Here is a 12577-nt window from a genome sequence, read left to right on the forward strand (position 1 = left end):
CCAGAAACGATAGTCGCTTTGGCGACCGTCGAAGTGGGCAGTCAACGCGCACCACGCGGTGGCAGTCGCCGCGTCAGATCCATAAAGCTCCACTGCTGCGTCGACCGCAGCCGCTGGATCAGACAGCTCCCAGAGCCTCAAATCGTCATTGGAATGACTGGAGCAAGTTTTTGGCATGCCAAGACCTCCCGCGGGTGGTCCAGCGAGGGCAGCTTTGCGCTGCAGGCCGGACGTTGGGAACCCACGTGGAGGTGAGCCACGATCCGCGGGCGTGACGCCCAGGATGTCTGTCGTGTCGTCCCTGGCCTTCTGCAGCTTCGCGGGCGGCTGTGAGACAGCCGCAGAAAGCTTGCGCAGGCAAATTATTGCAGAGTGCTGTCGTCAAGACAACCGGTGTCCATCAAGGGAGGGCGGGCGGGGTCGCGTCGCAGCGCGCGGAACCGAATCTGGCGTTCGCAGCTTTAGGCTTCAATGAAGGACGGCTTAGGGCACATTCAATGTTCAATGACAAAGAAACACGAGTCCTAGAAGCGGGGCTGTTCGCCGCTGTGCCACTCTCAATCCTGATCGTGGTGGGGATGGTCAGCTTTACCTTCGGCTGGTTTGGATGAGCACTCGCAGATTCGAAGGGAGCGCGCTGACGGGCGTGGGGCAGGAAACCTTCCTTACGAATCCGTAAGTCGTCGGTCAGCGCAAAGCCAGCTAACCATCTTTGTCGGCGGCGAACGGCACTTTGCTGCCCGGTGGGCCTCCACCTGCCGAAACCAATGGCCCGCTGCCTGCTTAGTCTGCCCGGCAGCGGGCTGTCGGCTTGTATTCGTGCGCGAGGGATTAGGAACAGGGATGGCAATGCGGGTTTTGTTCATCGCCATTGCGGTCCTTTTTTTCGCCGGCCTCGCACTGTGGCTGACCGCCGAGTTGATCAACTCAAGCTATCCCAGCGTCGCTCATTGAACCCGTGGCGTCCTTGGAACCATTGCAGCGCTAGCGCAGAGCCCAGCGGGGCTCGGAGATCGGCGGGATTGTTCATGAGCACGGGAATGTCGGCCAGCGAATAGTTGAACAGAGAGTCCGCGCTGCCGATCGCTTCGAGATCGGCGACCTCGCGGCCAGGCGTCGCCGACGGCTTCATAGGCTTCTCAAGGTCGAACGGGGAGGCGTTCCCGCCAATGGAGAAGGAGCGCCATGTGCACGCCTCAAGAAGCACGTCCTGCTCGGTGAGCGTCGAGACTTGACTCTGCACCAGGACATGGCCACGAGACGGTCGCCGAGGCCTACGTCTTCGACCAACTGCTCGAAGAGTCCGATGCAGGGATCATCGGGCGACACACCCGGCAAAGCTTAGCTCGGCGCGTTCGCCGTTCCAGCTTCGCGGGCCGAAGGTTGCGGCTGACGTCTAGGGGAACGGCATGCGCATGGCGATGATGGGAGCGGGCGGGGTCGGCGGCTGTATCGGAGCCATCTCGCTCAGGCAGGGGGCGACGTAAGCTTAATTGCTCGCGGGGCGCACCTTGCGACAATGCTCCAGACAGGCCTGCGAATTCAGAGCGACCTCGGCAGCGTCGTTGTTTCACCTGTGTCCGCAAGCGCGGCGGCTGATATCGGTCCCGTTGACGTAGTTATCTTCGCAGTCAAGCTCTGCGACAGCGAGGAGGCCGCCGCCCTCTCTCACCGCTCATAGCCGGAACACGCGTCGTTACGCTGCAAAACGGCGTCGACAGCATCGAAACTCTCCGCGGCCATCTTCAAGGCGACCGCGTGATCGGCGGCGCCACCTGCCTCACCGTGCGCCTTCGCCACGTTGCCCGCGACGGCGCTCCATCGTGACCTCAGCAAGGATGGACAGGGCGATCTCTTCGGGCGTGATGGCGCCCAGATCGATTCCGGCCGGCGCCTTGACACTGTCCAGGGCAGACGCTTCGACCTGTTCCGAAAGCAGCTTTTCGCGCAGCGATGCCATCTTGCGGCGGCTGCCGACGAAAGCCCGATAGTCGGCCTCGACCCCGAGCGCCGCCTTCAGCGCCGCCTCGTCGCCTTTGCCCTGCGTGGACACGACGATGAAACGCCGCGCATCGTGAAGGCCTTCGAGCAGGAAGCCGTCGACCAGAACATCGGCGTCGGGCGTCGCCGTCATGTCGCCGGCCGGCACGGCGACCGTGACATGGTAGCCCAGCGGCCGCGCCAATTCGGCGAGCGCCATCGCAACTGGACTGGCGCCGAAGATGACCAGCGAGGGATGCGGCAGCACCGGCTCGACGAAGATGTCCATAGTGCCCTGGCTCGGGCACATGTTCTTGGCGAATTTCACGCCCAGGCGACTTTCGCCGGGCTTGACGCCGAGTTCGGCCAGAAGGTTCTCAGGCTGGATCGACACCAGCCGCGACTCGCCGTCCGCGAGCGACTCACGCGCCGCCTTCAGCACCGCGCCCTTGGCACAACCGCCACCGATCCAGCCTGCGGCGATGGTGCCGTCCGGGCGAATCACCGCCTTGGCGCCGGCCTTGGCCGCCGTTACGGAAACCGTTCGCACCACGGTCGCCAGAACGAAAGCCTCCTCGGCGGCCTTGAGCCTGGAGACGAGATCCATCACATCGACATGGGCGGTCATGGCCAAGCCCTCCGTCAGAGGTTCGCGAGATAGGGTTCGAGGTCGGCGAGGCTCTTCAGCGTATGCGCAGGTGCGTAGAGATCGATGTGCGGCATGGCCGCCTTGATGCCGGCGGCCTCGGGCGAGTAGCCCTCCCAGCCCATCATCGGGTTCAGCCAGACGATGCGCCGGCAGCGCTTTTCGAGCTGCGCCATCTCGCGACCGAGCAGGGTTGCGTCGCCGGTCTCGTAGCCGTCGGAAACGATCATCACGCAGGTGCGCGAATGGATGGTGCGCGCCGCATGCCAGCGATTGAAATTTGCCAGGCACTCGCCGATCCTTGTGCCGCCGCCCGCCCCTTGCGCCATCATCGACAGCCGGTCGAGCGCGCGCTGCGCGTCGCGCTCCTTCATCGCGTCGGAGACATACACAAGCCGTGTGTGGAACAGGAAGGCCTCAGCCTCGCGGAACTCGTCGAGCACCCCATGGATGAAGCGCAGGAACACAGCCGTGTACATGCTCATCGAGCCCGACGCGTCGAGCAGCATGACCAGCCGCAGCGGCTTTTGCTTACGGCGGCGCTTGACCAGGCTGACCGGCACGCCGCCATGGCTGATGTTACGGTGGATGGTGCGCCTGAGATCGAGCTGGTAGCCGCGACGGCGGGCAAGGTCACGGCGCGTTAGTTTCGTGCGCATCGCCCGCGCCAGCCGTGCGGCCACGGCATGCGCCTCCTCCATCTGCGCGGGATCGGCGATCTTGCGGAAATCCGTCTCGGCGAGATCTTCCGCCCGTGAGGCGCCTTCCTTGCGGCCCGTGCCTTGACCATAACCATCGCCAGCGTCGTCGACGGGGAGTTGGTCGAGCGTCCCCTGCCCGTCCGCTCCGGCGGTGTTGTCCCGTAGGTTCTTGACCGAGGGATTGTTCTGCGGCGCGGCAGATCCGCTCACCAGCGAGCGCGAGCGCACCCGCTTGCCGAGCCAGAAAGCATCGAACAGCCCGTCGAAAATCTCCCAGTCGGCCTTGCGCGCCGAAAACAGGTGCTTGAAGGCCGAGCGCAGCAGGTCGGGCTTTTGTGCATAGCCGGCGGCCATCAGCGCGGCCGCGTCCTGGCCCTCGCGCAAGCCGACGGCAAAGGCGTTGTCGCGCAGGGTGCGCAGGAAGGCGGCCAGCTTAGACGAGACGAATTTCGAGACTTCGTCGAGTTCCTCATAGCCCGGAGGTGTACCGCAGCAGCTCATGCGACCCTCCCCAGCAGACGTTGTGTAACTTCCGGCTTGAACCTGGCCTTGTCCTCGCGCGTCTTCAAGAGGCACATCAGCGTCTCGTGCACGGCCTCGGGCGCCTCGCGCAGGTCGCGCACGTCGAGCCCGACCAAGGCTGCCGCCCAGTCCAGCGTCTCGGCGACGCCCGGCACCTTGCGCAATTCCTCCTTGCGGATCTTTTCGACCATGCGGGCGATCTGCAGCGATAGCGAAGCGCCGGCGGCCGGCAAATGCGCGGTGATGATGCGCGCCTCGCGATCGACATCGGGATAATCGACATAGTGGTAGAGACAGCGCCGCCGCAGCGCGTCGGACAGTTCGCGCGTGCCGTTGGAGGTCAGCACGACATGCGGGATGCTTACCGCCGTGATCGTGCCGAGTTCGGGGATCGACACCTGCCAGTCGGACAGGAGTTCGAGCAGGAAGGCCTCGAACTCCTCGTCGGCGCGGTCGACCTCGTCGATCAGGAGCACGGGCGGCCTCTCACGGCGGATGGCCGCCAGCAGCGGCCGTTCGAGCAGGTATTTTTCCGAGAATATCTGATCCTCGATGTCGGCCATGCGCACGCCGCCCGCCTCCACCTTGTGCGCCTCGATCGCCAGCAGCTGACGCTGGTAGTTCCACTCGTAGAGGGCGGCCGCCTGGTCGAGACCCTCATAGCATTGCAGGCGGATCAGTTCGGTTGAATGCACGCTGGCGAGCGCCTTGGCGACCTCGGTCTTGCCGACGCCCGCCTCGCCCTCCAGCAGCAGCGGGCGCTTCAGCAGCTGCATCAGCGAGACCGCGGTAGCGAGTTCGCCATCGGCGATATAGCCGGCCTCGGCGAGCCGCGCGGCGATCTGGTCACGGGACAGGGTCATGAGGACCCTACCCCACCGCTCCCAGCCGTTTCGCCGCTTGCCAGTTGCGCCAGAAATCATGCGGCATCTGGATGTGCGTCGAACCGAGGAAGGAGAAGGCGTCGTTGACGGCGTTCGAGAAGGCCGGCACGCCGCCGACATTCGGGCTTTCGCCGACGCCCTTGGCTCCGATCGGGTGATGCGGCGACGGGGTGACGGTGAAGTCGGTCTCCCAATGCGGCGTCTCGACCGCGGTTGGCATGAAGAAGTCCATGAACGAGCCGGTCACTACATTGCCGGTTTCGTCGTAGCGGATCTCCTGCCCCATCGCGATGGCGAAGGCCTCGGTCAGCCCGCCATGCACCTGGCCCTCGATGATCATCGGGTTGATGCGGGTGCCGCAATCGTCCAGCGCATAGAAGCGCCGCACCTTGTAGACGCCGGTGTCGACGTCGATGTCCATGACGCAGATATAGGCACCGAACGGATAGGTCATGTTGGGCGGGTCGTAATAGCTCACCGCTTCCAGCCCCGGCTCCATGCCCGGCGGCACCGAATTGTAGGCCGCCCAGCAGATGTCCTTCATCGACATCGTCTTTTCCGGCAGGCCCTTCACCCGGAAACCATCGATGTCCCATTCGAGATCGTCCTCGTGGACTTCCAGCCGGTAGGCGGCGATCATCTGCGCCTTGGCCTTGATCTTGCGCGCCGCCATGGCGATGGCCGCACCGGCTACCGGCGTCGAGCGAGACCCGTAGGTGCCCAGCCCATAGGGCGCCGTGTCGGTGTTGCCCTCCTCGACCTTGATGTTGTCAGCGGGAAGGCCGATCTCGGTGGCGATGATCTGCGCCCAAGTCGTCTCATGGCCCTGGCCGGTGCTCTTGGAGCCGACGCGGGCAATGCCGGCGCCAGTCGGATGCAACCGGATCTCGCAGCTGTCGAACATTGCGATCCCCAATATATCGCAATTCTTCGACGGGCCGGCGCCGACGATCTCGGTGAAGAAGGAGACGCCGAGCCCCATGATGTCGCGTGTTTCGCCGCGCCTGAAGGCTTCGCGTTTCGCCGCCTGCTCCTTGCGAAGGTCGGCGTATTTGACCGTCTCCATCATCATCTTCATGGCGGTGTGATAGTCGCCGGAATCATACTCCCAGCCGAGCGCCGAATGGTATGGAAACTGCTCAGCCTTGATGAAGTTCTTCAACCTCAGTTCGGCCGGGTCCATGCCGAGCTTCTGCGCGAGGATGTCCATGCCGCGCTCGATGCAATAGGCCGCTTCCGTCACCCTAAACGAGCAGCGATAGGCGACGCCGCCTGGCGCCTTGTTGGTGTAGATGCCATCGACCGACAGATGCGCGGTCGGGAAATCATACGAGCCGGTGACAATGTTGAAGAAGCCGGCCGGCCATTTCGACGGGTCGGCGCAAGCGTCGAAGGCGCCGTGATCTGCCAGCACATGAACGCGCAGGCCGGTGACCCTGCCTTCCTTGGTCGCCGCGATTTCCGTCGTCATGTGATAGTCGCGGGCAAACGAGGTCGCGGTCAGGTTCTCGATGCGGTCCTCGACCCATTTGACCGGCTTGCCGGTGACGATCGAGGCCACCGCCGCGCAGATATAACCGGGATAGGCGCCGACCTTGTTGCCGAAGCCGCCACCGACATCGGGCGAGATGACATGGATCTTCTGCTCCGGCAGGCTGGCGATCAGCGCCACCACGGTGCGGATGACATGCGGCGCCTGGAACGTTCCCCATATGGTCAGGTCGCCGTTGATCTTGTCGAAGGACGCCACGCACTGGCAGGTTTCTAGCGGAGACGGATGCGTGCGGTGATAGGAGATCAGTTCCTTGATCGTCACATCAGCCTTGCGGAAGGCGGCGTCGGTCAGGTCCTTGTCGCCCACCGTCCATTCGAAGATGTGGTTGTGGTGCTTGCGCGGCCCATGCGCGCCGCTGGTCTTGCCGACGAGATCCTCGCGCAGCACCGGCGCATCCTTGTCCATCGCCTTGAACGGATCGATGACCACAGGCAGCGCCTCGTATTCGACCTCGACGGCGTTGATGCCGTCATCGGCGGCGTAGCGATCGGTGGCGACGACGAAGGCGACTTCCTGGTTTTGGAATAGCACCTTGCCGTCGGCCAGCACCATCTGCACGTCGCCGGCCAGCGTCGGCATCCAGGAGAGGTTGACGGTCTTCAGCGTCTCGGCGGTGATCACCGCCAGCACGCCCGGCACCTTCAGCGCCTTTTCCGAATTGATTGAAATGACCCGTGCATGCGCATGCGGCGAGCGGACGAAATCGCCATGCAGCATGCCCGGCAGCTTCAGGTCGTCGACATAATTGCCCTTGCCCTGCGTGAAGCGCGCATCCTCGACACGCTTCCTCTTGCAGCCCATGCCTTCGAGTTTTGCTTCGCGCTGTTCGCGCGTCGGGGCCATGTCGTTCATTCGGCGGCCTCCTTGAATTCGGTGCCGTTGATCTTGGCCGCGGCGTACTGGATCGCCTTGACGATATTCTGGTAGCCGGTGCAGCGGCAGATGTTGCCTGAGATCCCCATGCGGATTTCTTCCTCGCTGGGTGAAGCATTCTCCTGCAGCAACCTTTGTGCCCGCAGGATCATGCCCGGCGTGCAGAAGCCGCATTGCAGACCGTGCATCATGCGAAAGCCTTCCTGCAGCGCCGACAGCGTGCCATCGGCATTGGCAACGCCCTCGATCGTCATGATCTCGCAGCCCTGCGCCTGCACTGCGAACATGGTGCAACTCTTCACCGACATGCCGTCGATATCGATGGTGCAGGCGCCGCAGTGCGTCGTCTCGCAGCCGATATGGGTGCCGGTCAGTTGCAGGTTTTCGCGGATGAAATGCACCAGCAAGGTGCGCGGCTCGACGAGGCCTTCGACCTCGGCGCCGTTGACCTTCATGGTGATATGGGTCTTGGCCATTTTCGCTCCTCCTCAGCCGGCACGCGCGGCGGCGCGCTTCAAGGCACGCATCACCATGATGCCGCCGACGCTCTTGCGGTATTCAATCGGGCCGCGCCCATCCGCCGCCGGCGACATGATTTCTTCCGCGGCCGCCGCCGCCTTTTTCAGGGTTGCCTCGTCGAGGCCGGTGCCGATCACGATCTTGGCCGCCTCCTCGGCAAGCAGCGGCGTCTCGGATAGATTGGTGAGCCCGATCGCGCAGGTCGCCACCTTGCCGCCGGACATCGTCAGCACGACGGCGGCAGCCGCCGTTGCATAGTCGCCGACCTTGCGCTTCAGCTTCTCATAGGCGTAGCCATGGCCCGACGCGGGCGCCGGAATTACGATGGCGGTCAGGATCTCGCCGGGCTCCAGCGAGGTAAAATAGGCGCCCTGATAAAAATCTCGCGCCACCACCGAGCGCGTACCGCCCGGCCCTTGCAGCGTGTAGCTGGCGCCAAGCGTCATCATCAGCGCCGGCATGTCGTTGCCGGGGTCGCCATTGGCCACATTGCCGCCGACCGTGCCACGGTAGCGCACCTGCGGGTCGGCGATTACCAGCGCGGTCTCATGCAGAATCGGCAGCGACTTCGAGATCATTTCTGACGCCAACAGATCGTGCTGCGTCGTCATGGCGCCGATGACTATGGTGCTGCCATCGCGGCGCACGCCCTTGATCCCGGCAATGCCGTGCAGGTCGACCAGATGTTCCGGCGTCGCCAGTCGCAATTTCATCATAGGGATCAGGCTGTGGCCGCCCGCCAGCGGCCGGGCTTCGTCGCCGAGCGACACCAGCAGCTTGACCGCATCGGCGACGCTCGACGGCCTGTGATAGCTGAACGGACCCGGGATCATCATCTCCTCCATTCGCCCTTCGTCGCCAACTTCCCTGTGGGCAAATCTCGCATTGGGCGAGGACGTTGCCGCAGGCTGCGGCGCGTTGGGTGCACGCGCAATGAGGCGCCCTTTCGGACGTCACGAGGGGCGGAAATTCACACGAAACGCGGTTTTATGCGCACGAACTGCGTCAATATTCGCGACCTGTCGGCGGGTGCGCCTTGCGCCCGGCAAGGCCGAGCCGGGCCTTGAGTTCCGCGATCTTGACGCGGCTCACCGGCACCCGGTGTGGCGCCGGACCGTCGAGTTCGACAACAGCGCCGTCGCCTTCCTTGCGTACCAGGCTGACATGCGGAATTGCGACGATATGGCTGCGATGCACCCGCAGGAATAGATCGGGGTCGAGCTGCGTTTCCGCCTCCGAGATAGACCATGGCGACATGCGTTCGCGCGTGCCGTCATGAACCAGCGTATAGTGCGCATCGGCACGCACACCCCTTACATCGGCGACATCGATGAAGTGGATGCCGTCCGCGCCCTCGACCGGCATGCGCGACGCCGGAACCGGGCGCGGCTGGCCCAGCCCGCCAAGCGGTGCGGCGGCAACGCGCTGGCCTGGGCGGAGCGGGTGCCCGTTCGAGGTCGCAAAAGCGCCTGCAACCAGCATGTCGGTCGCCGACATCGGCAATTCGCCATCGTCCGCGGTGGCCATGTCCGGCGCCTCGCGCCGACGCGGCTCGGGGACGAGGAACAGCAGGAAGCCCGCCGCGAGCACGAAGCACAGCAGCGACACGACGAGCGCCAGCACTTGCGGTGACGCGACCAGCCCACCAGCAGCATGGGCAAGCTCGGGTGCCGAGCGAAAATGCATGCCGAACATCGCCGTATAGTGCATGCCCGACACCGCCAGCCCGAAGGCAACCGCGCTGAGCGCAAGTCGCCGGCCGACATGCCGCGCCAGGAAGATGCGCAGGCCGCCATAGGCGGCGCCGACGGCAATGAGGGCGGCCAGCACCACCATGGCATGCTCATGCTCGATGTTGAAGGAACCGGCGAGGCCGTGGATGCCGACATAATGCATCGAGACGATGCCGCCGCCCATCAAAAGTGCCGAGGCCGTGACGCGCCCGTCGGAAGGCTCGCCAACGCTGACGAAGAATAGCGACACGCCGACGACCAGCGCGCAGATCAGGAACGAGACGATTGTCGGCAGCACCAGGTAGGTGGCATCGGCGGGGATAGGCGCTGCCATGACGCCGATGAAATGCATGGTCCAGATGCCAACTGCCAGGAAGCCGGCAGCGCCAGCCAGCAGCAGACGGCGACGGGCGCCGGAAGCGCCGCGCACCCGGGCCGCTAGGCCGAAGCCGGTATAGCCACCCAGAACAGCAATCGCCACTGAGAGCGCCACCAGATATGGGTTGTGCCCAGCGAACATGTCGGTTCCGGCCCGCACTTTCCTCCCGGCGGGCGCCTCCCTGCGCGGAAGTCTATATGCGCGACGGTTAGCTTGACAATGACGGGGACGGAACGTGCCGGCTCTCCCACCGTGTCGTCGGCTGGGCGATGAAGGCAGAGATGACGGCGCAACTCACAGACGCCCTCATCATGGCGTTCTGGCGCAGAGGAAAGCCCGACAGGCTGCTGCATCACTCCGACCAGGGATCGCAATATACGAGCGAGCAGTTCCAGCGCCCGATGGCCGGCCAGGGCATCACCTGCTCGATGAGCCGGTCGGGGGCAACGTCTGGGACAATGCTGCGATTGGAGAGCTTCTTCTCGTCGCTCAAAACCGAGCGGGCGGCCCGCAAGGTCTAAAGGACGAGGGATGACGCGAGGGCGGACGTGTTCGATTATATCGAGCGCTTATACAACCTGGGCGAAGGCACTCGACACTGGGCGATCTGAGCCCCGTCGAGTTCGCGCAACAAGCCATGCTGGCTTGACCTTGTGTCCGAAAAACCGGCAGCAGGCCAGATCCATGTTCTCGATCACCAGACAGATTGAGGAAGACCCCATACAAATGGCACGCGACAAAGGCTTCGCCACTGACTTTCTTGGCTGAGGGACCCAGAAGGCCTATACCCCGCTGAATAGTAACCCATCCTTCAGTGGGCTTGCATAAGCTTGCGTTGCGAAGAGGCATGGGAAGCGAGCTGACTAGTCATGGCCCTTAAGGAGGACGCGCTGGAGGCCAGAGTCCTTCAGGATCAGCTTGCTGACCTGAGGGCCGGTCTCTTCGTGTCAATGCCGATAAGCGCTATCCTATCAGGCCTAATATTGACAGTGCATGCCCTTTCTGGCGGCGGCTTTGCCGCCGCGATCTGGTTCTTGGTCGTCAATGCCATAAACGCCGCCCGCCTTGCACTCGCCCGTTATCAGCTAAAACTTGGAGGGACGGGGCACCAGGACGATCTGATAGGGGTTTCGCAGCGGCTTCGCTGGTTTGCCATCCTTGCTCTTCTGGCAGGGATTGCCTGGTCCTTTGTTGCTGTCCTTACCGCTGGATACACGACACCTCAAGCACCGCTGCATCTGATTATTCTGGCGGGCATTTCAGCTGGTGCGGCTACATACGGCAGTTCATATGCCGCGACAGCGACCAACTTCATCACGCCGCCACTCCTCATCGCGGCGGGGTGTCTGTCGGCGAAAGGCAACTTTGAAGATTATATTCTGGCGTTCACGGTTCTGCTCTTCATGGGTGGCTTGGTTCGAGTTTCGTTCGTGGGGCAAGCACGCTTCCGCGAAGCAAGCCGCCTGAGACATGAGGCGGAGCGGCTTGCGGCGGAAATGGAGCGCAATTCCAGGGAGGATCACCTGACGGCGCTTCTCAACAGGCGGGGCCTCGAACACGCAATCGATCAGCTCGAGAACACAGACGGCCCCTTCGTTGCAATGCTGATTGATCTGGACGGTTTCAAATCCATCAACGATACCTACGGTCACAGGACCGGTGATGAACTGCTCGTCATGATCGCCCGCCGGATAGAGGAGGAAGCACCGGAAGGCTCAACGCTCGCCCGCATCGGCGGCGATGAATTCGTGCTGTTTTTTCCCTTACCGAGGAATTCACTTCCTCCCAGTCACCTCGCATCCAATATCATAGCCAAAGTTGCCCGCCCTTATCCTAAGGTCGCGTCCGTCCGGATCGGTGCATCTATAGGAATATACTTGGCTGAAAGGCCGAGACTGACGGAAATGTTGTTGCGGGCGGATGTCGCCCTTTACACCGCCAAGCGTCGTGGCAGGAACGAATTTTGCCTGTTCGATGCCGAACTCGACAGGGAACTGCAACGCCGCCAGTCCGTCGAACGCGACCTTCATTCGGCGATAGAGACGAGAAGCTTGGGCCCTTGGTTTCAGCCCATCGTAAGACTCGACACCGAGGCCGTGGTCGGTTTTGAAGCCTTGCTAAGGTGGTCCCATCCGATTCATGGTGCGATCTCTCCACCCGAAATCATGACAGCCGCGCGCGAAACCGGAATGCTTGAGCTGCTAACTCAAAGGGTATTCGCCGACTGTTGTGCTCTTATCGACGGCTTGGTGAAAGCTGACTGTCGTGATGTTCGTGTGGCGATGAATGTTTCACCGCGCGAATTGGAGGCCGGCGATATCGACGACATGGTTCTGAATGGTCTGGCGGCAAAAGACCTCCCTGCAACGATGTTCGAAATCGAGATTACCGAAGATGCCCCAGTGGACCCGGACAGAGTGGATGAAAAGCTCGGGCGGCTTTCACATGCCGGCATTTCCATCGCGCTCGATGACTTCGGCACCGGCTTTTCCACGTTGGCATGGCTCAAGGACAGCCGGATAAGCAAGGTGAAAATTGACCAGGGCTTCATTCGCGGCTTGGCCAAATCCCGGGAGGACCGGCTGCTTGTCAAGATGGTGGTCGATCTTGGTAGGACTCTCGGGATCGAGGTCATGGCCGAGGGCGTTGAAACAGAGGCAGATCGGCAAACTCTGTACAAGCTTGGCTGCAGAACCGCTCAGGGCTTCCTATTCTCCAAGGCGGTGCCTCTGAGCCAAGCGCTTGATTTGGCAGTAAAAGAGCAGGTTAAGGAGTTGTGAGGGCA

At 62.9% G+C, this 12577-nt stretch carries 11 protein-coding genes and 1 pseudogene; 4 read left to right on the top strand and 8 right to left on the bottom strand.

All coding sequences use genetic code 11. The features are described 5' to 3' along the window. Nucleotides 1–922: 922 nt before the first annotated feature. Nucleotides 923–1243: a hypothetical protein gene (locus tag BLS48_RS23870; RefSeq protein ID WP_091582989.1), complete on the bottom strand. Its 321-nt coding sequence runs from the start codon at nucleotides 1241–1243 to the stop codon at nucleotides 923–925. A gap of 249 nt (nucleotides 1244–1492) precedes the next feature. On the opposite strand from BLS48_RS23870, the gene BLS48_RS36820 reads away from it, so the two are divergent. Both BLS48_RS36820 and BLS48_RS36825 read left to right on the top strand, forming a co-directional pair. Further along, entirely contained in the window at nucleotides 1493–1681 is a 189-nt protein-coding gene (locus BLS48_RS36820; protein ID WP_425284739.1) for a 2-dehydropantoate 2-reductase N-terminal domain-containing protein, read from the top strand. Between the two features lie 41 nt (nucleotides 1682–1722). Continuing rightward, nucleotides 1723–1827: a hypothetical protein gene (locus tag BLS48_RS36825; RefSeq protein ID WP_425284741.1), complete on the top strand. Its 105-nt coding sequence runs from the start codon at nucleotides 1723–1725 to the stop codon at nucleotides 1825–1827. Here BLS48_RS36825 and BLS48_RS23880 read toward each other — a convergent pair. The 7 genes from BLS48_RS23880 to BLS48_RS23910 all read right to left on the bottom strand — a co-directional run bounded on the left by BLS48_RS23880 (nucleotide 1781) and on the right by BLS48_RS23910 (nucleotide 9933). Further along, nucleotides 1781–2608, bottom strand: a complete 828-nt coding sequence (locus BLS48_RS23880) for an XdhC family protein (protein ID WP_091582995.1) — start codon at nucleotides 2606–2608, stop codon at nucleotides 1781–1783. The two genes, BLS48_RS36825 and BLS48_RS23880, sit on opposite strands and share 47 nt — an antisense overlap. A 14-nt stretch (nucleotides 2609–2622) precedes the next feature. Further along, on the bottom strand, nucleotides 2623–3828 hold the full coding sequence (locus tag BLS48_RS23885; RefSeq protein WP_091582998.1) for a vWA domain-containing protein: 1206 nt from the start codon (nucleotides 3826–3828) through the stop codon (nucleotides 2623–2625). Then, on the bottom strand, nucleotides 3825–4712 hold the full coding sequence (locus tag BLS48_RS23890; RefSeq protein WP_091583001.1) for an AAA family ATPase: 888 nt from the start codon (nucleotides 4710–4712) through the stop codon (nucleotides 3825–3827). Before BLS48_RS23890 ends, BLS48_RS23885 begins: the two co-directional genes overlap by 4 nt. A 7-nt stretch (nucleotides 4713–4719) precedes the next feature. Then, a complete protein-coding gene (locus BLS48_RS23895; protein WP_091583004.1) occupies nucleotides 4720–7140 on the bottom strand; it encodes an aerobic carbon-monoxide dehydrogenase large subunit in 2421 nt (806 codons plus the stop codon). Further along, nucleotides 7137–7637 carry a (2Fe-2S)-binding protein gene (locus tag BLS48_RS23900; RefSeq protein WP_091583007.1) on the bottom strand — a complete coding sequence of 167 codons (501 nt, stop codon included), beginning with the start codon at nucleotides 7635–7637 and terminating at the stop codon, nucleotides 7137–7139. The genes BLS48_RS23895 and BLS48_RS23900 overlap by 4 nt, the downstream gene beginning before the upstream one ends. A 12-nt stretch (nucleotides 7638–7649) precedes the next feature. After that, complete coding sequence (locus BLS48_RS23905; RefSeq protein ID WP_091583200.1) at nucleotides 7650–8513, bottom strand: FAD binding domain-containing protein; 864 nt, start codon at nucleotides 8511–8513, stop codon at nucleotides 7650–7652. A gap of 172 nt (nucleotides 8514–8685) precedes the next feature. Further along, on the bottom strand, nucleotides 8686–9933 hold the full coding sequence (locus BLS48_RS23910; protein ID WP_091583203.1) for an MHYT domain-containing protein: 1248 nt from the start codon (nucleotides 9931–9933) through the stop codon (nucleotides 8686–8688). A gap of 104 nt (nucleotides 9934–10037) precedes the next feature. Here BLS48_RS23910 and BLS48_RS23915 point away from each other — a divergent pair. Both BLS48_RS23915 and BLS48_RS23920 read left to right on the top strand, forming a co-directional pair. Then, nucleotides 10038–10441 (top strand): annotated as a pseudogene (locus tag BLS48_RS23915) (DDE-type integrase/transposase/recombinase); the annotation flags it as partial. Nucleotides 10442–10661: 220 nt separating this feature from the next. After that, nucleotides 10662–12572 (top strand): putative bifunctional diguanylate cyclase/phosphodiesterase, encoded by a 1911-nt coding sequence (locus BLS48_RS23920; RefSeq protein ID WP_091583011.1) that lies wholly within the window; start codon nucleotides 10662–10664, stop codon nucleotides 12570–12572. Nucleotides 12573–12577: the final 5 nt, after the last annotated feature.

Origin of the sequence: Mesorhizobium qingshengii (assembly GCF_900103325.1) — a bacterium.
GTDB classification, from domain to species: domain Bacteria; phylum Pseudomonadota; class Alphaproteobacteria; order Rhizobiales; family Rhizobiaceae; genus Mesorhizobium; species Mesorhizobium qingshengii.

What these genes read in the sequence shown, in the direction of transcription:
- BLS48_RS23880 (WP_091582995.1), bottom strand. Translation starts at nt 2,608, where the DNA reads ATGACCGCCCATGTCGATGTGATGGATCTCGTCTCCAGGCTCAAGGCC.
- BLS48_RS23885 (WP_091582998.1), bottom strand. Translation starts at nt 3,828, where the DNA reads ATGAGCTGCTGCGGTACACCTCCGGGCTATGAGGAACTCGACGAAGTC.
- BLS48_RS23890 (WP_091583001.1), bottom strand. Translation starts at nt 4,712, where the DNA reads ATGACCCTGTCCCGTGACCAGATCGCCGCGCGGCTCGCCGAGGCCGGC.
- BLS48_RS23895 (WP_091583004.1), bottom strand. Translation starts at nt 7,140, where the DNA reads ATGAACGACATGGCCCCGACGCGCGAACAGCGCGAAGCAAAACTCGAA.
- BLS48_RS23900 (WP_091583007.1), bottom strand. Translation starts at nt 7,637, where the DNA reads ATGGCCAAGACCCATATCACCATGAAGGTCAACGGCGCCGAGGTCGAA.
- BLS48_RS23905 (WP_091583200.1), bottom strand. Translation starts at nt 8,513, where the DNA reads ATGATCCCGGGTCCGTTCAGCTATCACAGGCCGTCGAGCGTCGCCGAT.
- BLS48_RS23910 (WP_091583203.1), bottom strand. Translation starts at nt 9,933, where the DNA reads ATGTTCGCTGGGCACAACCCATATCTGGTGGCGCTCTCAGTGGCGATT.
- BLS48_RS23920 (WP_091583011.1), top strand. Translation starts at nt 10,662, where the DNA reads ATGGCCCTTAAGGAGGACGCGCTGGAGGCCAGAGTCCTTCAGGATCAG.